The sequence below is a fragment of the Paenibacillus sp. MAH-35 genome (assembly GCF_058135425.1).
Genome location: NZ_JBYUPU010000003.1, coordinates 242,265 through 267,440, shown reverse-complemented (window position 1 = coordinate 267,440; position 25,176 = coordinate 242,265). Strand labels below are relative to the sequence as shown.

General features: G+C 57.6%; 19 protein-coding genes. 14 read left to right on the top strand and 5 right to left on the bottom strand.

What is annotated here, in order from left to right; all coding sequences use genetic code 11:
* Positions 1–115: 115 nt before the first annotated feature.
* Positions 116–1,012 carry an AraC family transcriptional regulator gene (locus AC3Y2E_RS04660; protein ID WP_379207647.1) on the bottom strand — a complete coding sequence of 299 codons (897 nt, stop codon included), beginning with the start codon at positions 1,010–1,012 and terminating at the stop codon, positions 116–118.
* A gap of 142 nt (positions 1,013–1,154) precedes the next feature.
* Here AC3Y2E_RS04660 and AC3Y2E_RS04655 point away from each other — a divergent pair, with 142 nt between their 5' ends.
* The 5 genes from AC3Y2E_RS04655 (at position 1,155) to AC3Y2E_RS04635 (ending at position 9,148) form a co-directional block, all read left to right on the top strand.
* A complete protein-coding gene (locus tag AC3Y2E_RS04655) occupies positions 1,155–2,453 on the top strand; it encodes an alpha-glucosidase/alpha-galactosidase (RefSeq protein WP_379207645.1) in 1,299 nt (432 codons plus the stop codon).
* Positions 2,454–2,471: 18 nt separating this feature from the next.
* Positions 2,472–2,648 carry a hypothetical protein gene (locus tag AC3Y2E_RS04650; RefSeq protein ID WP_379207643.1) on the top strand — a complete coding sequence of 59 codons (177 nt, stop codon included), beginning with the start codon at positions 2,472–2,474 and terminating at the stop codon, positions 2,646–2,648.
* Between the two features lie 28 nt (positions 2,649–2,676).
* The gene (locus AC3Y2E_RS04645) at positions 2,677–3,759 is read left to right on the top strand and encodes a sialidase family protein (RefSeq protein WP_379207640.1); all 1,083 of its coding nucleotides are present in this window, start codon (positions 2,677–2,679) and stop codon (positions 3,757–3,759) included.
* Between the two features lie 151 nt (positions 3,760–3,910).
* Positions 3,911–5,992 carry a putative phage tail protein gene (locus AC3Y2E_RS04640; protein WP_379207638.1) on the top strand — a complete coding sequence of 694 codons (2,082 nt, stop codon included), beginning with the start codon at positions 3,911–3,913 and terminating at the stop codon, positions 5,990–5,992.
* Between the two features lie 813 nt (positions 5,993–6,805).
* Complete coding sequence (locus AC3Y2E_RS04635) at positions 6,806–9,148, top strand: Sip1-related alpha-galactosidase (protein WP_379207635.1); 2,343 nt, start codon at positions 6,806–6,808, stop codon at positions 9,146–9,148.
* A gap of 7 nt (positions 9,149–9,155) precedes the next feature.
* Here AC3Y2E_RS04635 and AC3Y2E_RS04630 read toward each other — a convergent pair whose 3' ends face one another.
* Positions 9,156–10,055 carry a helix-turn-helix domain-containing protein gene (locus AC3Y2E_RS04630; RefSeq protein ID WP_379207632.1) on the bottom strand — a complete coding sequence of 300 codons (900 nt, stop codon included), beginning with the start codon at positions 10,053–10,055 and terminating at the stop codon, positions 9,156–9,158.
* Positions 10,056–10,246: 191 nt separating this feature from the next.
* Between AC3Y2E_RS04630 and AC3Y2E_RS04625 the strand changes: the two genes are divergently transcribed.
* From AC3Y2E_RS04625 to AC3Y2E_RS04595, 7 genes are all read left to right on the top strand, one after another.
* Positions 10,247–11,581 carry an ABC transporter substrate-binding protein gene (locus AC3Y2E_RS04625; RefSeq protein WP_379207629.1) on the top strand — a complete coding sequence of 445 codons (1,335 nt, stop codon included), beginning with the start codon at positions 10,247–10,249 and terminating at the stop codon, positions 11,579–11,581.
* A 151-nt stretch (positions 11,582–11,732) separates the two neighbouring features.
* Positions 11,733–12,809, top strand: a complete 1,077-nt coding sequence (locus AC3Y2E_RS04620) for a sialidase family protein (RefSeq protein WP_379207626.1) — start codon at positions 11,733–11,735, stop codon at positions 12,807–12,809.
* A gap of 86 nt (positions 12,810–12,895) precedes the next feature.
* Complete coding sequence (locus tag AC3Y2E_RS04615; RefSeq protein ID WP_379207624.1) at positions 12,896–14,434, top strand: discoidin domain-containing protein; 1,539 nt, start codon at positions 12,896–12,898, stop codon at positions 14,432–14,434.
* A gap of 26 nt (positions 14,435–14,460) precedes the next feature.
* The gene (locus AC3Y2E_RS04610) at positions 14,461–15,618 is read left to right on the top strand and encodes a glycosyltransferase WbsX family protein (protein ID WP_379207622.1); all 1,158 of its coding nucleotides are present in this window, start codon (positions 14,461–14,463) and stop codon (positions 15,616–15,618) included.
* A complete protein-coding gene (locus tag AC3Y2E_RS04605) occupies positions 15,615–17,825 on the top strand; it encodes a hypothetical protein (protein WP_379207620.1) in 2,211 nt (736 codons plus the stop codon). The genes AC3Y2E_RS04610 and AC3Y2E_RS04605 overlap by 4 nt, the downstream gene beginning before the upstream one ends.
* A 285-nt stretch (positions 17,826–18,110) precedes the next feature.
* Complete coding sequence (locus AC3Y2E_RS04600) at positions 18,111–18,881, top strand: SDR family oxidoreductase (protein ID WP_379207617.1); 771 nt, start codon at positions 18,111–18,113, stop codon at positions 18,879–18,881.
* A gap of 118 nt (positions 18,882–18,999) precedes the next feature.
* Complete coding sequence (locus tag AC3Y2E_RS04595) at positions 19,000–20,154, top strand: N-acetylglucosamine-6-phosphate deacetylase (protein ID WP_379207615.1); 1,155 nt, start codon at positions 19,000–19,002, stop codon at positions 20,152–20,154.
* 184 nt (positions 20,155–20,338) lie between these two features.
* Here the strand turns inward: AC3Y2E_RS04595 and AC3Y2E_RS04590 are convergent, their stop codons facing one another.
* The 3 genes from AC3Y2E_RS04590 to AC3Y2E_RS04580 form a co-directional block, all read right to left on the bottom strand.
* Positions 20,339–20,791, bottom strand: coding sequence for a NanQ anomerase/TabA/YiaL family protein (locus AC3Y2E_RS04590; protein ID WP_379207613.1), 453 nt, complete (start codon positions 20,789–20,791; stop codon positions 20,339–20,341).
* A gap of 112 nt (positions 20,792–20,903) precedes the next feature.
* Positions 20,904–22,577, bottom strand: a complete 1,674-nt coding sequence (locus tag AC3Y2E_RS04585) for an ABC1 kinase family protein (RefSeq protein WP_379207611.1) — start codon at positions 22,575–22,577, stop codon at positions 20,904–20,906.
* 192 nt (positions 22,578–22,769) lie between these two features.
* On the bottom strand, positions 22,770–23,063 hold the full coding sequence (locus AC3Y2E_RS04580; RefSeq protein ID WP_190930918.1) for a phasin family protein: 294 nt from the start codon (positions 23,061–23,063) through the stop codon (positions 22,770–22,772).
* Between the two features lie 184 nt (positions 23,064–23,247).
* Between AC3Y2E_RS04580 and AC3Y2E_RS04575 the strand changes: the two genes are divergently transcribed.
* Positions 23,248–23,472 carry a hypothetical protein gene (locus tag AC3Y2E_RS04575; RefSeq protein ID WP_190930917.1) on the top strand — a complete coding sequence of 75 codons (225 nt, stop codon included), beginning with the start codon at positions 23,248–23,250 and terminating at the stop codon, positions 23,470–23,472.
* Between the two features lie 618 nt (positions 23,473–24,090).
* Positions 24,091–25,173, top strand: coding sequence for a Gfo/Idh/MocA family oxidoreductase (locus AC3Y2E_RS04570; RefSeq protein ID WP_379207608.1), 1,083 nt, complete (start codon positions 24,091–24,093; stop codon positions 25,171–25,173).
* Positions 25,174–25,176: the final 3 nt, after the last annotated feature.

The window sequence follows — 25,176 nt, the reverse complement described above, 5'->3', positions numbered from 1 at the left end:
AAGGGGGCTCGCTGCAGCCGATAAGCCACCCAATCGGTCCGGCTGCTCGGGCAGGCTGGCATTCCGCAGGAACTTTCCGGCATAAGCCGCCTCTCCCCGTCGGAACGGCAGCCGTTTATTTTTCGATGCGAAGAGCATGCGCCGATTCGTCGCCCAAGCTGAGGCGGTATTGGTTCGGCGTCATGCCGACGATCGATTTGAATACGCGGATGAAATAATTGCTGTTGTCGAAACCCGTCTCGCGTGCGATCGTCTCGATCGATTTGGTCGACTGCGCGAGCTGCGCCGACGCCTTCTCGATGTGGATTTTGCGCAAATATTGCATCGGCTGAATACCGGTTTTGCTCAGAAACACCCGGCTGAAATGGTACTTCGACAGCCCGGCGTTAGCCGCGATATCGTCCAGCGACAGCGGTGCGGCGTATTGGGACTTCATATACCGGATCGCAATCCGAACCGGCTCGGGCGAATCTTTGAACTCCACGATATCGTAGCCTTCGGATATGCGGTTCAGCTCCATGACGAACCGGTAAAGCTGGGACGAGACGTAATATTTGTCGAGCTGGGTATCGTTGTAAATAAGCGAATACAGCTCGCTGATGTAGCGGATCGGCTCCAAATGCTGCTCGAATGAAATGACCGGACCGAACCGTTCGATGAGCGACAGCCAGTGGCGGATGGCGTCTTCTCCGCGTACGGCGATAAACAAAAATTCCCAGTGTCCGAACGATTCGTCGAAATAATACAGATGATCGCTCGGCAGCGTACAGAGGAAGCCGCAATGCTTCGGCACGGCATATTCGCGGTCGCCGTATCGGATCGCTCCTTGGCCGGACAGCGTGAACTGGAAGATAGCGCTTTCACCGTCGGGCCGTTGAATACCGTTCCAGCGATAACTCGGCGAAGTGATATATTCCCAGCCGATGCCGCCGAGGCGCATACTTAACGTCGATGGGGTAAGGTAGCGATACTGAAAACGTTTGCGGCTGCATGACTCATGCGGGAACAGCAATAAGGTCCACCTCGATTCCGGGAATTTGCTGTTTTTCATCAATATTATAGCAAATGAGGCAGCGAATATAAGATTGAATTTTCATAGAACGATAGAGCCAAAAACAACATAGACATTTATTTATTTTCGGAGGGAATGGAACATGAACAAAATGACGTTTATCGGGGCGGGCAGCGTGGCGTTCGCCAAAAATGTGCTGGGCGATTGCATGCTGGTGGAATCGCTGCAGCAATTCGAGTTCGCTTTGTTCGACATCGATGCGGAAAGGCTGAAGGATGCCGACCGGATGCTGAATCATTTGATCGTCAAGCTGGGATCCGGCTGCACCGTCAAATCGTACGGCGACCGGAAGGAAGCGCTCCGCGGAGCGAAATACGTCATCAACACGATCCAGGTCGGGGGTTACGACCCGTGCACGATCACCGATTTCGAAGTGCCGAACAAATACGGCCTGCGTCAGACGATCGCCGATACGGTCGGAATCGGCGGCATTTTCCGCAATTTGCGCACGATTCCGGTGATGCTCGGCATCGCCCGGGATATTCAGGAAGTGTGTCCGGACGCTTTGTTTTTCAACTACACGAATCCGATGGCGGTATTGACGAATGTGATGAATACGTACGGAGGGGTCAAAACCGTCGGCCTGTGCCACAGCGTTCAGGTGTGCGCGTCCCGGCTGTTGAAGCATCTGGAGATGGACGGGAGCGGCGTCCAGTGGAAAATCGCCGGCATCAACCATATGGCGTGGCTGCTCGAAATTACGAGAAACGGCGAAGATTTGTACCCCGAAATTAAGCGCCGCGCCGCCTTAAAGCAGCAGGAAAAACATTTCGACAGAGTCCGGTTCGAGCTGATGCTGCGGTTCGGTTATTACGTAACCGAGTCGTCCGAACATAATGCCGAATACCACCCGTATTTTATCAAGCGGCAGTATCCCGAATTAATCGAGAAGTTCAGCATACCGCTGGACGAATATCCGCGCCGCTGCGTCTGGGCGATCGACCGGTGGAAGACGATGCGCGAGGAGCTAGTCGGCAACAAGGAGCTGACGCATACGCGTTCCAACGAATATATCTCGTACATTATGGATGCGATCGAGACCGACGTACCGTTCAAATTCGGAGGCAACGTGATGAATACCGGACTGATTACGAACCTACCCCGCGAGGCTTGCGTCGAAGTGGCCTGCATCGCCGATTCGAGCGGAGTGACGCCGACGTATGTCGGGGATTTGCCGCCGCAATGCGCCGCGCTGAACCGGACGAACATCAACACCCAGCTGCTCACGATCGAGGCGGCGATGACGCTCAAGAAGGATCATATTTATCAGGCGGCTATGTTGGACCCGCATACGTCAGCGGAGCTGTCGATCGACGATATCGTGGCGATGTGCGACGAGCTGATCGAGCGTCATGGCAATTGGCTGCCGGCTTACCATTAATTCGGGGACGGTTCAGCAATGCCGGATAATCAAAACCAACGTCAAGAGGAGCCGGGTACCGGTCCCAATGGAAGAATGCTGCCGGCGATCCGGAGTCCGATTCCGGGCAACCAAGAGAATCCGTACAGCGGCAACAGCGTTCAAGACGCCGTATCTAGCGCGGCCGGCGCCCCCGGTTACAATCAACTGGCATGACCAGTAACGTTATGGAGGAATCATGAGTATGACAGCTTACGAATTTCAAATGAACGATTCGTTTATCGTAGATAAGCCGGAAGGGGACCGCATGTGCGCCTTTCCCGCTGCGGCCTCGTTTCAAGTGGACAACGGAGGCCGCTGCCATACGAGGCTGTTCGTGTTTTACAGCCAGACGAAAGACGACGCCCATGTCCCCCCGTCGGTGGGGGTGCGGATCTCCGACGATTTGGGGCGGACCTGGCCGGTCTACCAGTCCCACGAGTGGTTTCCGATCTCGCTCGTGCAGCTGGCCGGCGGAGCGATCGGAGGGCCGTCGTTCGTCACGGAGATGATCGGCGGGGACATCTCGAACGAGCAGCGGGTCCGGTGGGTGCAGTCCGCCGACGGCGGGGAGACGTGGACGACGACGGCCGGGAAGCTGGTCGCCCCGGAGCCGATGAAATGTATCGTAGCCGGATCGGGCAGGGGCGGGTTCGCTTTTACATGGGTGATGGACATGGGGAGCGGTATGCTTGGAGCTGCGCTGTACGGTTACTTCGCCGCCGATACGAAGTACCGGACCGTATGGGCGCAGTCGACGGACGGAGGCATTCATTGGAACATCGTGTCTACGATCGCCTACGATCCGGAGGTCGGGCCCGAAGGGTACTGCGAGCCGGCTGTTGCGAGAACGTCGGACGGCTCGCTGCTGTGCGTGATGCGGATCGGCAGCAACAAGCCGCTGTACCAGTCCCGCTCGGCGGACGACGGACTGACCTGGAGCGTGCCGGAGCGGCTGCCGGGACAGGAAGAGGAGCATACGCACAGCGTACTGCCGGCGCTTCGGATGCTCCCGGACGGGATGCTCGTGCTCAGCTACGGTAGGCCGAATACACGGCTGCTGCTGTCGGCGGACGGGACCGGAAGGCGCTGGACCTCGTTCGCGGAGACCTCCCAGGGCACGACGACCGGTTATACCGGCATCGCCGTGACCGGAGAGCGGCAGTTTTTGCTGACAGGAGACAACGGAGCGAATTGGCACTTCGATTTCTCCAAAGGGTTTCCGAATCCGAACCCGTTCTCGATCTGGGGCAGGCTGGTCGATATTGTTGGGCATAACGGGGACTAACCGGAAGTCGAAGTCCGTACTGCAAATGCGGGGAGTGACCCGGCACGGGTCGCAAGGCTGGCCCAACACCGGGAGAGCCAGCAACGGCGACGGGGTTTTGCTACATATAATCCGGGATCGCTAAATCTTATGAAACGGGAGGCTTGCGGATATGACGGAACAACGCGAACCGATGGAAATGCCGATTGAAGAACACGGGGCTGCCGATCAGCCCAAACGGTTGTCAAGGAGAGCGATGCTGTCCTCGCTCGGGCTGGCGGGAGCGGCGCTGGCCGTAGGAGGCGTCGTGGGCGGCACAACAAGTACGGTGCTCGGGGCGGGAGCCACGGTCACGAATCAAGTCTACGGCTGCGGAGCGCAAGGCCCGAACGGACTGGACTGCTGCTTATCCGTCACGATTGGCGAGCTGCGTTCCACGATCGTGCCGGAAGAGGGGCGCGTGTACTTCGTCACCGACGACAAACGCGCCGGTCCTTTCGTATACGTGCCGGGGGATACGACTTCCGCCGACAATGGCGGTACGGTGCTGGTTTCGTCCGCAGGCGCCCGCTTCAAGCGATTGTTCGACGGACCGCTGAACGTCAAATGGTTCGGGGCCAAGGGGGACGGCGTCGCCGACGACGGACCGGCGATCCAGAGCGCGATCGATGCAGGCGGAGCGAGGAGCCATATTTATTTTCCGCAGGGGTCGTACCGGATTACCGCAACGCTGAACGTGAATCATCCCGAGGTGACGCTGTTCTCCGACTTCAAGGCGGAGTACACCCCGCGTATTCTCTGCACCGTGCCGGGAATCTGGATGATCCGGGTCAAGAATTACTCGTTATGCATGAAGGGCATCCAGTTGGACGGAGACGGCGTTCCCGGGCAAAACCCGTTCGTACCGACCGTAAACGGCGTCCTGATCGACCGTTCCGACGGCTCGGGGACCGAGACGCTGTCCAATCTGGACGCGGACATCCAGTTTTGCGGGTTTTTCAAGCTGAACGACTGCGTCCGCTGCGTCGGCCGCAACGTCTTTTTCAATTACAATATCTTCTCGAACAGCGTGAACGGCGTTATCGTCGACCAATACACGAACGCACACTGCCGGGGATACCGGTTCGTCCAGAACCGGTTCCATTCGATGGGCGGAGGGGCGTCCGTGCTTGCCCCGGGGGCGGAATCCTGGTGCATCCGGTTTACGTCGATCCGGGCGTTCGGCAACCAGGTGATCGGCAACATGTTCGATTTCGGCAAAGGTTTTTATCAGGGGCCGGTCGACAGCAGCGTAATCAACGACAATCAGATATACGGCTGCTTCGGCGACGGCATCCGCATCGTCCATTCCGAAGGCGGCACGATCGCTTACCAGCAAAGCTACGAGATCTGCAACAACCTGATCGCGGCTTCGCAAAATTTGAATTGGACCAAGCCGGTCAGCGACGCCACTCCCCAGATGAATTACGGCATCGTGGCGGAAGGCGCTTTGCTGCAAAACGGCTGTATCGCCGGCAATGTCATCACGTATCCCAAAAAAGACGGCATCCGCTTCGCCAACCTGGGCCAGTCTATGGTACAGAACAACTACATCATGTCCCCCAACAAGCGGGCGGACATCGACGGCTCCTTGTACAGCGGCATCTCGATCGGGGCGGGCGCGCAAAATCTGGTGTCCGGCAACATGATCCGCACGACCGTACCGAACGGAGCGGCGCACAAGCACGGCATTTATAATGGGTCGGCGAATTCCCGGCTGATCGATAATTACGGCTTCAACCAGTCGGGCGACTTTATCGTTAATACGGCTCCGGACACGACCGACGTCATCGAGCCGGGCATACCGAAATATGCGGAAACGTACAAGCGCAGCGCCGCGGCCGATACGTTCGGGATGAAGCTGTATACGCATAACGCGTCCGCCCAGAAAACGCTGTATGCCGAAATGGTGGCGATGCAGCAAAGCTCGTCGGCGGGTGCGGAGAAAGCCGATCTATTGTTCAATGCGCTGTCGAACGGGGCGATGAAACCGCTCATGCGCGCGTCCTGGCAAGGCGCTTTGTCCGTTGGGGACCGTGCGGGCAAGGAAACGCTGCAGAACGGTTACGTGAACGCCAAAGCGGTGAACGGCGAATATATATCGCTGATCCCGAGTGCGGCGGTGGCCATTCCGAACGGGTCGATCTTTATCGATACGGCCGATTCGAAGCTGAAGTTCAAAGACGGCAGCGGCGCGATCGTTGCTTTGTCCTGAGTAAGGGGAGCGGCATTGCCGCCGGAGCGGGGCAGGCTGGGGGCAGCGCAGGGACCGAGGAGACCTTATTTGTGCCGCTCGGTGACCGAGCTTGGACAGCCGTGTTTGACCGGTTTCCACGCGCCGGGTGATTGAGCGCTGTACGGAAAGTAAGGTGTTTGGTCGATAGTTTGCAGTTTCACTTTTAGATCGTGGGGTCAGCCGATTACGCGGCGGGCCTTTTTGCATTTGTGCATTCCCGGCTCATGGGGAGGATGGACGGATAGATTGGTAGATAGATACGAAGATAGATTGGTAGATAGAGCCGAATATGAGCAGCAACTTGTACACGGATGGCATCGGTTACCAGGTCCCAACCAGCTCGGATGGGTAGATAGGAGCGGTTTGTACCCTCTATTTGCTCCATAACCAGCTTCGTCGGAGAAATAAGAGCGGTTTGCAACTCTTATATCCGCGAAACCGACGCTTCCCCCACCAATTGGTTGAAATAATTGGTACAAACCGCCTTTATTCGCTACAGATTTCTAGATAGGCCGACAATAGCGGGTGCCAAAGACTCTTATCTCATTCAAGAGTCAGCAAGAAGCTTAGCATTAAATTGCGCCTGACTGCCGGCCGATATCCAGCGAAGATGACGGGATCGCCGGTATGTCAGTCTCATGATGCGCAAAATAGTTCCATCCGATCAAAACATCGTGCTATTGTCGGAAGGCGCTGCAGCGTCTATCGTTAAAAGTGTCGACAGGTAAGCTGCAATTGCAGAAAACACGGTTTGGTATCCAGGTGAAAAAAACGAGGGAGAGTCACACATTCATGTTTTTGTTCGATCAACAAACATCGTCGCTTCAATTTGAGGGTGTGCCGGATATCGCACTGCGCGGACTGTCCGTTCAGGCGATGGTCGCAGGGGAGCCGGCGGTTGTGCTGACGCTGACGGACGTGCAGCTGTGCCGGACGAATGAGAACGAAGACGCCGGCGCAGAAGCCCGCGCAAGCGTAGACACGGCTGATTGCGACGAAGAAGCCCGCGTAAGCGCAGACACGGCCGGCGACTGTGCAGAAACCCGCACAATCGCGGACGCAACTGGCCGTGGCGATGGAACCGGCGCCGCCCGGCCGGACTCCGGCGAATACCGGCTCGCGTTCGGCAGCGCGGACGGAGCGATTGCCGCCCGGCTCGTTCTGCGGCAGCGCGGGGCCTTTCTGGCGGTGCATGTGGAAGCGTCGATCCGCAATCAGACGGCCTATCACGCCCAGCGGACATTCGCGGCCGAAGGAGGCATCCGTCTTGCGTTCCGGGAGCTGTCGGGCCTGCAAGGGCTGCTTGCCGCCGCGAGGCATAAGGAATGGTGGACGCGTCCTCACTTCGATCCGGACCTGCGTCTGCTGCCGCCCCGCACGCAATCGCTGCTGTGGAAAACCGGCGCAGGTTACGGGTATATGCTGCCGCTGTGCGACGAGCTGTACCGGACCGATCTGGCCGGCTCCGAAGGCGGGCTGACCGTGCTTGTCTCCTCCGGCGAGGCCGGGCACGAGACGATCCGTACGGCCGCTCTCGTACTCGGAGCGGATACCGATCCGTTCCGGCTGGCCTCCGCCGCCGCGGACGAAGGGTTTGCCGTGCGCAACAAGGGCGGAAGTCCGCGAACGCGCAAAGCCTATCCGGACATCTTGGAATATGTCGGCTGGTGCAGCTGGGACGCCTTTTATGCCGATGTGGACGAAAAAGGGCTGATGGAAAAAGCAGCGGAGCTTCGCCGGCTCGGCCTGCCGGTCCGCTGGTTTATGATCGACGACGGCTGGTCGGAGGTGAAGGAGCGGAAGCTGGCTGCATTCGGGGCGGATAAACGAAAATTTCCCGGCGGTCTCGCCCGCACGGTAAGCCGGCTGAAGCGGGACCATGGCATCCGCTGGGTCGGAGCTTGGCACAATATCGCCGGCTACTGGGGCGGCATCGATCCGGAGGGTGAAGCGCATGCGGAAGCAAGAACGTTTGTGCACCGGACGCGCAGCGGCCGATGGATTCCTCATCCGGAGGCGGCTCTGAATTTCGGTTTCTGGAATATGTGGCACTCGCAGCTCAAGCGGCAAGGGATCGATTTCGTCAAGGTGGACAATCAAAGCTCGCTGTACGCCTACATGGGCGGCGAACGGTCGATTGCGGCCACCGCTCATGCCGTTCATACCGGACTGGAAGCGTCGGCCGCCCTTCATTTCGGAGGCTGTGTCATCAACTGCATGGGGATGGCTTCCGAGAACGTATGGCATCGTCCGTTGTCGTCCGTCTCGCGCAGCAGTAACGACTTTTTGCCGAAAATCGCCGACGGGTTCGGGGAGCATGCGCTGCAAAACGTGTACAACTCGGTGTACCACGGCCCGTTTTATTGGGGCGATTGGGATATGTTCTGGACGGGGCATCACGACGCGGTCCCGCATATGACGCTGCGTGCCGTAAGCGGCGGACCGGTCTACTTTAGTGACGGCCCGGGGCAGACGGTGCCGGATATCATTCGTCCGCTTATTTACGGGGACGGCAAAATCATCCGCTGCGACCGGATCGGCCAGCCGACGGAGGAATGGCTGACCGTCGATCCGCTCGCGACGCCGCAAGCTTTTAAAGTATGGAATACGGCCGGGGGAGCCGGGATCGTGGCCGCTTTTCACGTCTACAACGGCCGGTGCGCCGTCGAAGGCCGCGTTGGGCCGGGAGATATCCCGCTGCTGGAAGGATCGTCGTCGTCGTATATTGCGTTCGATTCGTTCCGGAAAAAAGCGTACCGCCTGCAAGCGGGCGAGTCGATTCCGGTCCGGCTGTTGCCGCTTGAGGCCGAGCTGTATGTGATCGTCCCGGTGACGGGTGAGTTCACCGCCATCGGCTTAACCGACAAGCTGGTATCTTCCGGCGCTATGCTTGGCACCGAGTACGACGAGCAAGCCGCGACCGTCCGGCTGAAGGACGGAGGGACGTTTGCGTTCGTCTCGGAGAGGAAACCGGCTGCCGCTTTCGTAAACGAAAAGCCTGTGGTGATCGAGGAGGACGAGGACATGTCCGGTCTGTACACGATCATCTGTCCGGCGGCGGATGGGGAGCCGGGACGGGAAGTGACCGTGCGGATCAAGTATGGACCGGTTGCCGCTGCAGCTATAGAGCGCTAGCACCCCATCACTTCTCGATCCGCAGTGTGTGCGCCGATAAAGAGCTGCAGCTTTGGCGGTACTCGTTAGGCGTCATCCCGACCAACTGTTTGAAGATGCGGATGAAGTAATTGCTGCTCTCGAAGCCGGTTTCGCGGGCGATCGCTTCCACTGTTTTGCCGGTTTGAGTAAGCAGCGCCGAAGCTTTCTCGATGCGGATTTTGCGCAAATACACCATCGGCTGCAGCCCGGTTTTCGCATGAAACGTCCGGCTGAAATGGTATCGGGACATCCCTGCGCAAGAGGCCAGCTCATCCAGCGACAGCGGCAGGGCGTATTGGGACTGCATCAGCTGGATCACCCGCCGGATCGGTTCGGGCGTATGCCCCGGCAGTACGATATGGCGCCCTTCGGCCATCCGCTGCATCTCCATCACGAACCGGTACAGCTCGGCGGAGATGGCGAACTTGTCGAACTGCAGGTCCTTATCGTAGATATGGGCGTACAGCCTGCTGACGCATAGAAGGGGCTCCAACTGGTCCTGGAACGAGATGACGGGGCCGAACCACTGAATAAGCGAATTCCAGTGCCGGAGCGCATCTCCTCCTTGTACGGCGATAAACATAAACTCCCAATCTCCGTCGTTTTCGTCGAAATAATAGATATGATCGCCCGGCACGGTACACAAAAACCCGCAATCTTTCGGCACGAAGTATTCTCGGTTCCGGTACCGGATAATTCCTTGCCCGGACAACGTAAATTGGAAGATGGCCCCGTCTTCGGCCTGCCGCTTCAAGCCGTCCCACCGGTACGAGGAGGAGTTGACGTATTCCCAGCCGATGGCGAGCAGGCGGAGGCTGTCGGACATCGGGGTCAAATAGCGGGTATAAAACGACCGCGGAGTCAGCGATTCATGAGGGAAGCGCAATATCGTTCACCTTTTCCGAAAAATTCAGAGTTCTATTACCCCTCATTGTAACGGATATCGGCAATATGGCAATATAGATTCAGTGAATTGAAAGCGGTTCCGAATGTATGCGGAAATATAGGCGCAGCGACAGCAAAATAATGGAATGTACGTCGAACACCACACTTTGCACACATGAAAGGGAGAGGTCGATGAATAAACGAAACAAGTATGTGCTGATTCCTTTGTCCGGATTGCTGCTGCTCGGGGCGGCATGCTCGGACGGAGGCAAGCAGGGCGGGCAAGCCGGAGAAGCGGCGCCCGAGACGAAACAGGAAACGGCGGTAAACAAGGAGCCGATCGAGCTCGTCTTTTACGACGGGGTATCGGATTATAGCGAAGAACGATTTATGAAGGAAATCGGCGAGCCGATCAAGAAAAAGTTTCCGCATATTACGCCGAAGTTCTCGCCGTTTACGAAGCTGACGCAAGTCCAGGATTTAATCTCGGCGGGCCAGCCGCCCGATGTCATCTTCGCTTCCAGCGGCATGTTTAACGACGTAGTCAACAAATACAGCATGCAATCCGACATTACGCCGCTGATCGAGAAATACAAATACGACCTGAAAAAGATCGATCCAGTGTCCGTAGACATGATGAAGGAAACGTCCAAAGGCGGCATGTATGCGCTGCCTACCTTGATGTCCCCGTCGCCGATATACTACAACAAAGATCTGTTCGATAAATTCGGCGTACCGTACCCGAAGGACAACATGACATGGGACGATTTGTACGAGCTGGCGAAAAAGCTGACCCGCAAGGACGGGGCGCAGCAGTATTACGGATTCATGGTCTCCTTCCAGCATCTGATGGTGCGCAACCAGTTTTCGCTCGATCTCGTCGATCCGGCGAGGGAGGAAACTTCTTTCGCGGATGAAAGATGGAACAAGATGGTGGCGAACATCTCCCGGTTTTACGAACTGGACGGCGTAGAGCCGAACGCGCAGAAGATGGGAGCGGCTCATCAGCGCGTTTTGTTTACGAAGGAGAAGTCACTGGCCATGTGGATGCCGGTCAGTACGCTTCTGACAGGTGCCGAGCTGGAAGGGATGAACTGGGATATGGCGGCGTTCCCCGAGTTTAAGGAGCTGCCCGGCACCGGTCCGCAGCCTTATCCGATTTCCTTCTATATCACGACCACGAACAAGCATAAGGACGCCACGTTTGAGGTGATCGCTTATCTCGCATCGGAGGAATACCAGCTGCCGATGGTGAAGCAGGGTCAATTCCCGACAGCGCTCGCAAGCGAACTGCTGCGCAATTCGTTTGGACAGGACACGGCCATGTACAAAGGGAAAAATATTAAGGCGATGCTGCCCGCGAAATATGCGAAAGCTTCGGCGTTTACGAAGTTCAACAACTTGTCCCGCAACCAACTGCAGGCGGTACTGGAAGCCAACGTATTGCAAAAAAAAGATATCAATACCGCGCTGCGCGAGGCGGCCGAACGGACGAATGCGGCGATCAAGGCGGAGAAGGCGAAGTAAAAGTAAACCCAGTAACTCGCGATCCGACTAGTTTACGGTTTAATGCTGCGTGGGATAGAGCGGATGAAACCTGGTATGAGCAAGGACAAGAGAGAAGCAAGGAGCACCGCCGCCGCGGAGTTGCAGAACAAGCACGAGAGGAGCATGTCAATTGTTGATCAAACCTGTCCGGAATATTATCGTGTACAACGACGAGCAGTACAACACGTTCCCGAGTGTCGTCCGAAACCAGAAAGGGCAATATGTCGCCGCCTTTCGGCAGGCTCCTGACCGACTCGGCACGTACGGGCTCGAGCATATCGACCCGTCATCCAAAGCCGCATTCGTCACTTCCCGGGACGGCATCGTCTGGGACGAGAGATCTTCCGTCCTGTACGACGATTTTTTCTGCGGGGTGCAGGACCCGTGCCTGAATGTTCTTGGCGACGGCACCGTATTCGCCACGTTATTCATGTGGAAGGTGGCGGACCGGGAAGAGGTGAAGGACCGTTCCGACTATACGCACCGGGTGTTTGACAAGTGGATGGCCAAACCGGCGGGAGCCTACACGGTGCGTTCCGTGGACGGCGGACAGACGTGGGATCGTCCGGCAGACGTGGCGATACCCGGTGTCTATATCCGGGGCAACTGCGTCGAGACGGAGGACGGAGCCGTATTGGCTCCGTTCTACGGCCCGGCGGACGGCGTCTGGCGCGTTGTCGTCGGCCGGACGGACGACCGGGGCGCTACATGGTCGGTCCACGCGGAGATATTCCCTGAGGAAGGCTACGGTTTCTTCGAGCCGAACTTGTACCGGACGCCTGCGGGCAAGCTGGTGCTGTTCAGCCGCTGCCATAAGAGCAAGCCGGAGCCGGGAGACGGCCAAGCGGCTTACCCGCTCGTGACGAGCGAATCGGCTGACGGAGGACGGACCTGGAGCCATCCGGTCCGCCGTCCGATTTATTCACCGAGCCCGTTCCATGTACTTCCTCTTGCCGACGGCCGGGTGCTGATGTCGTACGGCTACCGGTTCCGGCCCTTCGGCATTCGCGCCGTACTTCTGAATCCGGAATGCGACAATCTGGACACGGCGGAGGAAGTCGTGCTGCGTGAGGACGGACACGGCTCGGATATCGGTTATACGAGCGCCGTTCAACTGGAGGACGGGCGGGTGCTCGTCATGTACTACTATTCGGTGCCGGGGGAGCGGCACCGGTATATCGCGGGGACGGTCTGCGAGATCGATTAGTCCGGCCCCGTTCGTGGGAAGCCGGCGACGGGAAAGAGTGGAGAAAGAAACGAAGAGGAAACGAAAAGAAACGGGAGGAATCGGAAATGAAGCTACCCTTTCATCACCGGACATCATTCGTCGCTTTTGTGGTTTCGTTATGGTTGTTTGCTTTACTGCTCTTTCCCGCCGGCAAGGCATTCGCGGAGGTGCGGCATACGACGATCCCCGACGTAGTCGTTGCGGGGGCGTCAGGCAGCTATAAGCCGTATTTTCCCGATATCGTCAAGGCGGGGAACGGCGATTTGCTTGTCGTATATTATTGGTCGGAGAGTCATGCCGGCGGCAACGGTCAAATCAGGATGAAGCGAAGTACGGACGACGGAGCGACTTGGGGAACGGCGGCTACCGTCATCGACACGGCCTACGACGACCGGGACCCGTCGATAACCGCCTTGTCGGACGGAACGCTGCTCGTATCGTGGTTTACGTACAGCGGGGGCGTGATCGACGTCCGGGTAATCCGGAGTACGGACAACGGAACGACATGGGGCAGTCCGGTGACCGTCGGTACGAATATGCCGTGGGCGGCCACATCTTCCAAAATCATCGAGCTGTCGAACGGCGATTTGTTAATCCCGCTATACGGCCCTTCTCCCGGTCCGGGCCATCAGCAATCTACCGTCGTACGGAGCGCCGATCAGGGAGCGACATGGCTTTCTTCGACGGAGACCGTCATGGGATACTCGTATGGCATCCATATGGTGGAACAGGCTGTCGCCGAGCTGGAGAACGGACATATCCGCGGGCTTATTCGGGTAACGTCTCCGGATAACATGGGATATGAAGTGAATTCTTACGATTACGGGGTAACCTGGGATACTCCCGTCAAGCTGGACGCCAAAATCCACGCTCCTGAGCTGTTCCGCATTCCCGGAACTGATCGCATCTTCCAGGCGTGGAGCGAATTCCAGCATCCGTCCGGCGGCCGCCCGGTTCTCGTGAAGATCGGCGACATCAGCGACCCTTGGAATACCGCGGAAAGCCGGCTGTTATACGCGAATCGGCAAACGTCCGATATGGGCTATTCATCCACCGTACTGTTGGACGGGGGAACGTTGTTTACCGTCTATTACGACGCTCAGAAGCAGATGCTTGGCGGCACGTATTCCAAGCTAAGCGATTGGGAAGGCGATTTCGGCACGAAGATGGACCTCGCAGGGCTGTACGCGGCGTCGGCGATTACCGTGACGACGGATAAGCAATACCTGGACCCGAACAATCCGGCAACCGGCCCGAAAGGAGCGCTGGACGGCAGCATCGCGTACGGCAGCGCCGCTTTCAAAAATGCGGCGGCTACAGCCGGTTCGCCCTCGACGTACCAGATCGATCTGCAGGGTAATCATACGATCGTCGCTCTCGGTGTGCTGCTTAAGGTGGGCTACGCGGAGACGGCGGACGTAAACGTTTCGGCGGACGGCGTCAACTGGGTTACGGTACAGACGTATACGAATGCGAGTATGAACCAAGTCGATTACCGTTATTTCGATTCCCCGCTGTCGATCCGGTATGTGAAAGTGACGGTAACCGCCTCGTCGGGCTGGGCCGGCTTGAATGAAATCCAATTGTACGAAGTCGTTCCGTGAGAGCGGCAGAAAGGCGGACGAATCTGATGAATCCAAGCAGCAATATCCAAGTAGCGGCTTATTATTTTCCGAACTACCATCCCGATCCGAGAAACGACCAGTGGCATGGGAAAGGCTGGACCGAATGGGAGCTGGTCCGCCGGGCGACCCCGCGGTTTGAAGGCCACAACCAGCCGAAGGTGCCGCTCTGGGGGTATGAGGACGAGTCCGATCCGCTCGTTATGGGCAAAAAAATCGATGCAGCCGCAAGCCACGGAATCGATGCGTTTATTTTCGACTGGTATTGGTACGAAGACGGACCATACCTGCAAGGGGCGCTGGAGCGGGGATTTCTGAACGCGCCGAACAACGACCGGATGCAGTTCGCTCTCATGTGGGCGAATCACGACTGGCTGGACATTCATCCCGCGACGAGAAGCCGTCCCTACAAAACGCTCGCTCCCGGCGCGGTATCGAGAAAGGCGTTCCGTGAGGCGTGCGAGCATATGATCCGGACGTATTTCGCTCATCCGTCGTACCTCAGGGTGGACGGCAAGCTGTATATGTCGATCTACGAGCTGATGAGTCTGGTGGCCGGTTTCGGCTCGATCGGGCAGATGCGGGAGGCGCTGGAACAGTTCCGCGGCATGGTGCGGGAGGCGGGGCTTGGCGAGCTGCACCTGAATGCCGTCGTCTGGGGCGTGCAGATTTTGCCCGGTGAGAAAGAAGTGACGAACGCGAATGAAATGCTCGAGCTGCTCGGCTTCGATTCGGTCGCTTCCTACGTCTGGATTCATCATCACAAGCTGGAGAAGTTTCCCGAGACGCCTTACGACGAGATTCGCGAGAAAGCGAAAGGTACGATGGAGACGCTTAGCCGGCAATACCGGCTGCCGTATTACCCGAACGTAACGATGGGCTGGGATTCGTCGCCGCGGACGATCCAGTCCGACCGGTTCGACCCGCTTGGCTACCCGTACATGGCGATGCTCGCGGACAATACGCCGGAGCGGTTCGAGCGGGCGCTGCGGGAGGCCAAGGCATTTCTCGCGAACCGGAGCGGGCCGGGAGAGTCGATTCTGACGATCAACGCCTGGAACGAATGGACGGAAGGCAGCTATCTTGAGCCGGATACGGTGAACGGGATGGCGTATTTGGAAGCGGTGCGGAACGTATTCCGGCGGGAAAGGAACGATTCTCGATGAGCGAAGCAGGGATGACGAGAAGAGCGATGCTGTCTTCGCTCGGCATGGCGGGAGCGGCTTTCGCCGCAGGAGGAATGATGGGAACAAATGCGAACGCCGTATATGGCGCGGGTGCGGCAGATCTTGTGATTACGGATTATGGTGCGGTCCCGGGCGGAACGCAGGATGTATCCGCGGCGATTCAGAATGCGATCGACGATGCCAAGAGCGGCATGATCGGAGCCGTCCGGATTCCGAAAGGCCGCTGGAAAGCAAAAAATCTCGTCGTCGAAAACTGCACGTTGGCATTCGATGACGGAGCCACCTTGGTGTTCGAGCTGGGAGCGCGCGACAACGGGCTGCTGCTGCGGTCTAATGTGCGGCTGTATAACGCCACCTTCGAAGTCACGAATTCGGCGCCGCCGCCTGACGGCAATTTCGGCAACGTATTTCGCATCGGCGATTATGAAGCCGTCCCGGAAGAGACTTACTCCCATATCCGGGTGCAGGGTGCGAAGGTGATCTGCGGCAATGCCGGCCGGGTCGCGCAAGCGGTCGAGGTGCTGGGCTATGTCAGCGATTTTATACTGGAGGATATTAGCTTCTACGGGCCGTTCGACGCGGGAATTATCGTGCATTGGGGCGGAGATGTGGGCGGCACGGACGCTCATAACCAGTTCGTCACCTACTCCTGCCATCCTCATGACGGAGTGATCCGCAATATCCGGTTCTTGCCTCGCGACGGCAAGACGGGCAATTACGGCATTATTTTATCGGCTGTATATGATATTACGGTCGAAAACGTCGTCTCCGACGGCTGGAGCTGTCCGCTTCGCATACTGCCCGGAGACGTCTACGCTCAAGTTGCTCTGAACGACCAGAAAAACAAAGTACAGACCGGGATCGTGATCCGCGACCTCGAAATTGCGGACCCGCCGGTACGGGCTTCCAATAAAGCTTCCGCTCCGATCTTTATCCAAGGATCGTCGGCTACGATCCGGACGCCGGCCGCTCCGACGTATACGCTCGATTCGATCTCGGATATCCGGATCTCCGGGGTCCGTTACGTGCTTTCGCCGGGTAAAGCTTACAGCGGAAGCCCGCTGTTCCTCCTTTATTATTCGGCGGGGATCACGGTGGAAGACGTCACTGTCTCCGGGTTCGAGGCGGTGAATGAATATTTGGCGCTCGTCGAATACTGCAACGATTGCGCGATCGCTTTCACCGGAGCGACCGCGGAGGGCAGCCGCATCTTCGGTTCGTTGAACTGTACGGTCGACGCCCGGACGACCGGCACGCCGGCAGCGCAATCGGGAGGCAAAACCGGTTTGACGGCGGCGGGCAGATCGCTCCCCGCAACGGTTGCGGCAGCGCTTGCGCCGGGGGCGACCTCGATCACGCTGTCGGCTGTCAGCACCGCGCTTACTGTGCCGAGCGGCCAGCGAATCCGGCTGACGAACGGCAAGTCGGTTGTGATCGCCAAGACGACGCCGCTCTCCGCGACCGGGACGAACCATGTCCCGATCGAACGGTCCGAAGTCACGGAAAACGCCGGGGCGGCAGCCGTTATACAAGTGATCTGCTCCGGCTTGAAGATTAAAGGTTCCTTCTCCAAGTGGGAGCAGGGCGTGATGCTGTCCGATGTGAACGGGGCGCTTATCGAGGCTGATTTTGAGCGGAACGGCAAATACGATCTCTTATTGTCCGGGTCACGCGCGGATGCGATCCGGATCAGCCGGTCGCGGTTTCAAAGCGGCGGGCAGAAGCAGGACGGCACGTTGATGGCCAACATCCATCTGGGCACGAACGGCGACAACGTATCGATCGTCGGCTGCGACTTTGAGCCGGTGGGTCTTCCGATTGTGCACCGGAACATCGTCGGCGGCACGGAGCTGTCGAACGTAACGATCAGCGGCAATCATTTCGGCGGGAGCACGCTGCCGTCGATCGCGATCGGGCCTCAATCCGCGGCCGCTTCGCAGCTCGGGAAGATTTGCATGACAGGAAATACGAGCGCAAACGGCACGACGCTTACCGCCCCGGGGACGATTCAAGGCCGGTATGTCGGCGGCTTGTATCAGGGCTTCGCCGAGGATGTGCCGGCGACCGGGTATTGGCGGGCCGGAGACAGCCTGACGAACTTGTCGCCTGCGGCGGGCTCGCCAAAAGGCTGGCGGTGTGTCGCGGCTGGGACGCCCGGGACATGGGTCAGTGAAGGCAATTTGTAAGAAGCAGGTTTAACCATAAATATCCCGTCATCCAATAAGTCGCGATGGCGGGATTTTGCATTCGGAAGCGGGGATCAGATAAGGGAGCAACCTTTCCGGGACGGGCAAAATGAAGATTTACAGCCCATTTAATGTGGGATATAATAAAACTCTAAAGAAGTTATTGATACAATGTAACATAATAAGAGACAAAAGCCCGTCCGTAAAAACTTTTTGATCACATTGCGGATCGAGCACGGTTGTTCAGGGCCGATGTACGGCCCCCTAAATAAAGGAGCGGAGCGAATGTTCGAGAAACTATTTGCATTAGACGGCAAAACAGCTGTCGTTACGGGTGGCAACGGATATTTGGGAAGTTCGGTTGCAAGGGCGCTTGCGGAATTCGGAGCGACGGTAGTTGTGGCCGATCTGCAGAAGCGAGAGCTGGAGCATGAACGGATGCACGCCATCCCGTGCGACGTGTCAGACACCGACTCGATTCGTAGCCTGTTCCGGGAAGCGGACGCCGCATTCGGCCGGATCGACGTGTTGGTCAATTGCGCGACTTACGGCGCGGGTTACGGGCCACTCGGCACCGTGGAGCGGATGAGCGACGAAGATTGGCGGAAGGGGCTGGACGGAGCGGCCGGCACGGTGTTCCGCTGTACGCGCGAGGTGATCCCTTATATGGAGAAGGCGGGACGCGGCAATATAATCAATTTTGCCTCCATGTACGGCGTCGTATCGCCGGACCCTTCCATCTACGGGGACAGCGGCGCGAACAATCCGGCCAACTATGGGGCGGGCAAAGCGGCTGTACTTCAGTTCACCCGCTACTGTGCGGCGCATCTGGCCGGCAAAGGGATTCGCGTCAACAGCGTGACGCCCGGGCCTTTCCCGAATCCGCATACCCAGCAAAACGAGCCTTTTCTGGAGAAGCTCGCCAAGAAGACGATGCTCGGCCGGGGCGGAACGGCGGAAGAGATTGCCGGACCGGTCGTCTTTCTCGCCTCCGACGCATCGAGCTACATGACCGGAGCGAATATCGTCGTCGATGGCGGCTGGACCGCCTGGTAATCGGGCGGGGAATCCAGCGTCTTTTCACATAAGGATCACGTTCGGGGCTTTTGAAAGGTCAGGAGCCTCTCCAAAAACGATCATACTTAAACCGTCCAGTAAAGGAGAAATTCCCTGTATGAACGAGAGTCGCATTCAAGCCATAGTCAACGCCAGACTGGTTACGCCCCGTTCCATCGTGGACAATGGGGTCGTGCTGATCGAGAACGGCCGGATCGCCGATTGCGGGCCGAGAGCAACTGTCACCATACCGATGGGAGCGGCGCTGATCGATGCCGGCAATCAATATGTCGGCCCTGGATTTATCGACATTCACTGCCACGGGGGAGGCGGCTTTTGGTCGTGGGAAGAGCCTTATTTGTTCGCGCTGTCCCATCTGAAGCACGGCACGACCGGCATTCTGCCGACGCTGGTTTACAACCAGAGCCGTGAAGAGATGGCGCAGGGGGTCCGCAACATTATGCAGGTCGGGGAACGGCCCTACAGCTCGGCGATCGTCGGTATTCATATGGAAGGCCCGTTCATCAATCCGAAGTACGGGGCGATTACTTCGCCGATCCGCCCGGTAGACCCCGAAGAATACGGAGAGCTGCTGGCGATCGCGGGCGATACGATCAAAGTATGGACGCTCGCTCCGGAGCTTCCGGGACAAGCCGAGTTTGCGGACGCCGCCGCGCGGTACGGCATCGCCTTATCCGTCGGCCACTCCGAAGCCGATGCGGAGACGATCTTCTCGTTCGTCCGCAAAGGGCTGCAGATCGGCTGCCACTGTACGAACGCTTCGGGCACGACGCCGTCGCCCTCCCGTTTCGAGGGGACGCGGGAGGTCGGTGTGGACGAGGTGGTGCTCGTTCATGACGATATTTATGCGGAAGTCATTCCCGATGCGCACGGCATTCATGTGAGACCGCTGATGTGCAAACTGATCCATAAGACCAAGGGGACGGACCGTGTCATCATTATTACCGATGCGATCGACGAGGCCGGACTGCCGGGAACGGATGGCGGCGAATACGAGGACGTCCGGTTTATCGAAGGAGTGGGCCTCTCCGGCAGCAAGCTGACGATGGACCGGGCGGTCCGGAATATGATGCGCCATACCGGCGCGGGCTTGGTGGATGCGTTCATTATGGCTTCGCTGAATCCCGCCAAAGTGCTGAAGCTGGACCGCGAGATGGGAAGCCTGGAGAAAGGCAAGCTGGCCAATCTTGTGATCGTATCGGAAGCGATCGAGGTCGACCGGGTGATGCTGCGTGGCGTGATTGTGCAATAATTCGACTTCCTGGCAGGGGAACCGAGGTGCTTATGCACGTGATGGGAAAACGATCTGGTTTGCGATTCAGAAAACGACAAAAGCGGACGCCCGCGTACCTGCAATCAGGTAGGGAGCGTCCGCGTTGGGGTTGGGACAGCCGGGCTTGAGAGAACCCGGCTGCTCACGGCTGCGGAGACGGAGATTAGTCCATCGCCACTTTGATGACGACTTTCCGGACTTTGCTCGGTTCATCGACCGCTACACAAGGGCTATGGACGTCATGCGGCGCAAAATATGCGAAGTAGCCGGCATCCAGCTTGAAGTAATTGCCGTTCGCCGAATACAGCGCATAATCGGAATCTTCCTTGTAAGCGGTCGTTTCTTCCGCCGTCTCGATTGGGGCATGTCCGAGCAGTTCCTCGCCCTCGACTACGATCTGGATATCCGCGTATTTGCGGTGCGCTTCCCAGATGCTGTCTTCCTTCCGTTTCGTCTCGTACTCCTGTACGATGGCGAACAAGTGCGGGCCGTCGATCTCATATTTGCCGAGCTCCAGCGTGTGCAGATCGTTGGCGTTCAGAAAGTCGATCGCTTGCTGGAACCGGGGGCTGATCGCTTTGTACGAGCCGAGCCGGGCAACTGAATCTAGTATCATGGCAATCTCTCCTTTTACAATCATGCGGCTGATCTGTCCGTACCTGATGAAAGGCTTCGTGTTGTCGAAGTTCATTGTAGTTGGAACCGCCCGAGTTGTAAAGTTTTTTCGGCTAAAACCGGCCGGAACGAAAGATTGCGATGAACAACCAGCCGAACATGATCAGAGCAAACCCGAAGCCAATCTCGATGACCGGAATTTTCCACAGCACCGTGTCCGGGTTGCCCATCGACAAAGCGATCATCAGACCGACCATGATGATGCAGAACGACAGCAGGACGATGCTGAACGAGATCCGGTTGACGATCCGGTCCATCTTCTTCATCATCCATTCCAGGTCGGGGGCGGTAACCTCAAGCCCGATCTTGCCCTTGCGCGCAAGCGTCATCAGGTCGCGCAGCCTCATCGGCAGCTCGTTCAGCATGTCTACATAATCGGGAATGTGGCGCAGCCAGGCGGAGGCTGCACGGCGGGGATCGAACCGCTCCAGCAGGAGGCGGCGTCCGAACGGCTCGGCGACATCGAAGATGCTGAACGACGGGTCGAGCGCGGTGACGACGCCCTCCATCGTCAGAAACGTTTTGCCGAGCAGCGTCAAATCCGCCGGGATGCGGATATTGTGCCGGAGCGCCAGGGCGAACAAGTCGTTAACGGCTTCGCCCATGCTGACCTCCTTCAGCGGCACTTTGTAATATTTGTCGCGCATCTCGTCGACATCGGCCCGCAGCTCCTGCAGATCGGTCTCGTCCGGCACGAGTCCCATCCGGAAAATCGCGCGAATGACGCCGCTCGTGCTCTGATTGCGCAGGGCGATGACAAACGAGGCGAAATGGTGCTTCATCTCCGGGGACAGCTTGCCGACCATGCCGAAGTCGAGGAGCGCCAGCTTGCCGTCCGGCAGCGCCAATACGTTGCCCGGGTGGGGATCGCCGTGGAAGAAACCGTCGATCAGTACTTGATGCAGAATGGTCGTCGCATACCGCTCCGCAAGCAGTTTCCGGTCGCAGCCCGCTTCCAGCAGACGCTGCTGGTCGGACAGCTTGATGCCGTCGACGAATTCCATCGTCAGCACTTTTTTGGAGGAAAGTTTGCGGTAAACGCCGGGAATCCGGATATAACGCAGCTTGCTGCATATCGCCGCACATTTCTCCGTATTGCGCGCCTCGGCTTCGTAATCGAGCTCTTTCAGCAAAGCTTTGGCCATCTCCTCCATCATATCCGCGAGCCGGTAAGAACGGGCCCACTCCATCCGGTGTTCCGCCAGCTTGGCAAGCTCCGTCAAGATGTCGAGGTCGGTCTCGATGACCGTCCGGATATTGGGGCGTTGCACTTTGACCGCTACGGCGGCGCCGTCCGGCAGTAAAGCCCGGTATACTTGACCGATCGATGCAGCGGCCATAGGGGTTTCCTCGAATTCGGCAAAAAGCCGGGAGAGCGGGGCTCCGAGCTCTTCCTCGATAATACGGGCCGCCTGCTCGAACGGAAACGGGGCGACCCGGTCCTGCAGCCGTTCCAGCTCGACGATCAGCTCGGGAGGAATCAGGTCGGGACGGGTGCTGGCGATCTGCCCCAGCTTCACGAAGGTCGGCCCGAGCTCTTCGAGAAACAGCCGGATTCGCTCCGAGAGCGTTTTGCCGGGCGACGGCTCCTGAGACTTCCGGCGGAGATACGGCAGCGTTTCCGGCAGCCCCAGCTCTTTGGCCACATAACCGAAGCCGTTGCGAACGAACGCCCTGGCGATTTCCTGGTACCGGTGCAGATGCCTAAGCTTTTTCCCTACGTCCATGCGTTCCCTCCTTCCGATAAACTAAAACGAGCCGTAGGGCGCACAGGAGCAGCCCGCTCCGTCCGGGCTCGTCCGGCTGCGGAGTTGGCCTTGACCGAGCAGCCCGCGCTGCTCAGTTTCATCCGGCCGCGAATTGCCCGATGCTTGCTGTGTGGATTAATATCCATCACTTTACGGATAAGCCGCCCGGTCTTAAGACAGCTTAAGCTCCAGCGCGTCAAGCCTGCGTTCCAGCCGTTCCAGCTCCTCTTTGGTGGCATATCGGTCTTCTCCGAGCATCGATTGGACGCGGTCACGAATCATCGAGTCGGCTTTATCCCGCGCTTCCTCGCCTTTCTTCACCAATTCCTCGACGAATTCCTTCGATTCGGCCCGGCTCAGCTCGCCTTTTTTGACCCATTCTTCGGCCAGCTTCTCGATCTGCTCCTTGCTTGCGGCTGCGAGGCCGAACCCCAGGGAAACGGCTTTGTTCAGCATCTCTCTCATAGCGATCTTTCTCCTTTGGCTGTAATGTCGATAGATGCGGATAGTATGCCCCCGATCGCTGTAAACTATTTCCTTGTCCTGAGGGCGAAGGAACAGTTAGAAAAAATGTAAAATAAGCATACAAAAATAACCAGTAATATCGTATAATTGACACATCCCCTATAGAATGAAGGGAGGCTTTACGATGACGCCTTTGGCGGCCAAAATTTTATTGGGCATGACGCTCGTCGCTTTATACTTCATATGGAAAATCGTGTTCAGAGATACGTTAAAGGGCGAAGCGGGCGCTTCGATGATTTTATTCGTCTGTCTCGCTCCGACGGCAGCGATGATCGGCATCGTCCTGCTGCTCTTCTTGGGCAGAATGCTGTATTATTTGATTTCCACCTCTTCCTTGTTCCACTTGTGACGCCCGGCAGCCATACCGCTGCCGTATGCGGACGCGGATAACTAACAATGATAAATCCCGCCAAGGGCTCGGACGGTCGTTCCGTGCCTGGACGGGATTCTTTTTTTTGCCGAAAGGAGAAGGATTAGCGAACGGCCTGAATTCGGCCAAGAGGCCGACTCGCCCGGCTCCAACCGCCGAATACAAGGCAGCGGCTGTGCGGTTGCGCCGAGCAGAGTAAGCAGCTCTCTCCGGCTGCACCGAGCAGGGGGAGCAGCGCTCTCTCCGGCTGCCATTGCTTGGATCTGCCATCCTCCTGGCTTCTTTGCTTCGTCGTTGAATTTCCCTCGAAATAGGTGTAACGTTTTCTCTCATTATGCTACGATGTATATCAATTTTTAAGCTAACTTCTTTTTATAAAAATGAAAATATGAAATATCGCGACATTGCTGCAAAAACCGAAAAGACAGCGTTATCCGGCGAATGTGTCTGATGGATGAGGAGCCGTCAGGAAATGAGGCGTAAATGAAGATTTACAGCCCTTTCAAAGTCGGATATAATGAAATTGCAGATTATAATGGATACACAGTCTCACAATAAGAGACGTTAAAGACTGTTCATCCAGGAGAGGAAACGGATATGACAGAAGCGGATAGGACTGAAACCGATAGGACGTCAGGAGAAACGATCGATAGAACTTCAAGAGAAACGATCGATAAGACGACAATGGATAAGATCGATAGGAATGCAAGCCGGCCGCTCGTCCGGCAAGCGCCCATACGGCTTGCCATGTTAGGGATGGTCGACGGCAACGGACACCCGTATTCGTGGAGCGCGATCTTTAACGGGTACGATCCGGAGGAGATGAAGCGGTGTCCTTTTCCGGGAATCCCCGCTTATCTGGATAAAGAGCCGAAGCATTCGCTTCCGATCGAGGGGGCGCAAGTGACGCATATCTGGACGGACGACCCGGAGGATGCGGTACGTGTAGCGAAAGCGTCGCTTATTCCGAATGTGGCAAGCCGGCCGGAGGACGTCATCGGCGAGGTGGATGCGGTTATCGTCGCTACGGACAAAGGGCATGAGCACGCCAGGCGGTGCCGTCCGTTCGTCGAGGCGGGAATTCCCGTCTTCGTCGATAAGCCGCTTGTGGACAACGAGCAGGACTTGCGTACGTTCGCAAGCTGGATCGGGCAGGGGAAGCCGATCTTGTCCTCCAGCAGTATGCGCTACAGCAAGGAATTCGCACCGTACCGGGAATCGACGCACAATCTGGGCAAAGTCCGGTTTGCGACCATCACGACTCCGAAATCGTGGGAACGGTACGGCATCCACGCCTTGGAGGCGATCTATCCGATCTTCGGCCCGGGCTTCGTCTCGGTGCGCAATACCGGTACGGCGGAGCGGAACGTCGTGCATATCAAGCACGTCAGCGGAGCCGATATCGTCGTGGCGGCGCATGCCGACATGTACGGGTCGTTCGGGCTGCTGCAGCTGTGCGGTACGGCGGAGCATGCGTTTGTCCCGTTTCAGGATACGTTTTATTCGTTCAAGGCGCAGCTGCAAAGCTTTATCGATTACTTACGGACGGGAATACGCCCGTTCCCTTTCTCGGAAACCGCCGAACTGATGAAGATGATTATAGCCGGCATTCGAAGCCGCGAGCAGGACGGACGCGAAATCCCGTTGTCGGAGATCGGTCCTGACTTACACGATCTTTAGGAG

Excerpts from the sequence above, each read along its gene's own strand:
- AC3Y2E_RS04655 (WP_379207645.1), top strand. The coding sequence starts at position 1,155 with ATGAACAAAATGACGTTTATCGGGGCGGGCAGCGTGGCGTTCGCCAAA.
- AC3Y2E_RS04650 (WP_379207643.1), top strand. The coding sequence starts at position 2,472 with ATGCCGGATAATCAAAACCAACGTCAAGAGGAGCCGGGTACCGGTCCC.
- AC3Y2E_RS04645 (WP_379207640.1), top strand. The coding sequence starts at position 2,677 with ATGACAGCTTACGAATTTCAAATGAACGATTCGTTTATCGTAGATAAG.
- AC3Y2E_RS04640 (WP_379207638.1), top strand. The coding sequence starts at position 3,911 with ATGACGGAACAACGCGAACCGATGGAAATGCCGATTGAAGAACACGGG.
- AC3Y2E_RS04635 (WP_379207635.1), top strand. The coding sequence starts at position 6,806 with ATGTTTTTGTTCGATCAACAAACATCGTCGCTTCAATTTGAGGGTGTG.
- AC3Y2E_RS04625 (WP_379207629.1), top strand. The coding sequence starts at position 10,247 with ATGAATAAACGAAACAAGTATGTGCTGATTCCTTTGTCCGGATTGCTG.
- AC3Y2E_RS04615 (WP_379207624.1), top strand. The coding sequence starts at position 12,896 with ATGAAGCTACCCTTTCATCACCGGACATCATTCGTCGCTTTTGTGGTT.
- AC3Y2E_RS04610 (WP_379207622.1), top strand. The coding sequence starts at position 14,461 with ATGAATCCAAGCAGCAATATCCAAGTAGCGGCTTATTATTTTCCGAAC.
- AC3Y2E_RS04605 (WP_379207620.1), top strand. The coding sequence starts at position 15,615 with ATGAGCGAAGCAGGGATGACGAGAAGAGCGATGCTGTCTTCGCTCGGC.
- AC3Y2E_RS04600 (WP_379207617.1), top strand. The coding sequence starts at position 18,111 with ATGTTCGAGAAACTATTTGCATTAGACGGCAAAACAGCTGTCGTTACG.
- AC3Y2E_RS04595 (WP_379207615.1), top strand. The coding sequence starts at position 19,000 with ATGAACGAGAGTCGCATTCAAGCCATAGTCAACGCCAGACTGGTTACG.
- AC3Y2E_RS04590 (WP_379207613.1), bottom strand. The coding sequence starts at position 20,791 with ATGATACTAGATTCAGTTGCCCGGCTCGGCTCGTACAAAGCGATCAGC.
- AC3Y2E_RS04585 (WP_379207611.1), bottom strand. The coding sequence starts at position 22,577 with ATGGACGTAGGGAAAAAGCTTAGGCATCTGCACCGGTACCAGGAAATC.
- AC3Y2E_RS04580 (WP_190930918.1), bottom strand. The coding sequence starts at position 23,063 with ATGAGAGAGATGCTGAACAAAGCCGTTTCCCTGGGGTTCGGCCTCGCA.
- AC3Y2E_RS04575 (WP_190930917.1), top strand. The coding sequence starts at position 23,248 with ATGACGCCTTTGGCGGCCAAAATTTTATTGGGCATGACGCTCGTCGCT.
- AC3Y2E_RS04570 (WP_379207608.1), top strand. The coding sequence starts at position 24,091 with ATGACAGAAGCGGATAGGACTGAAACCGATAGGACGTCAGGAGAAACG.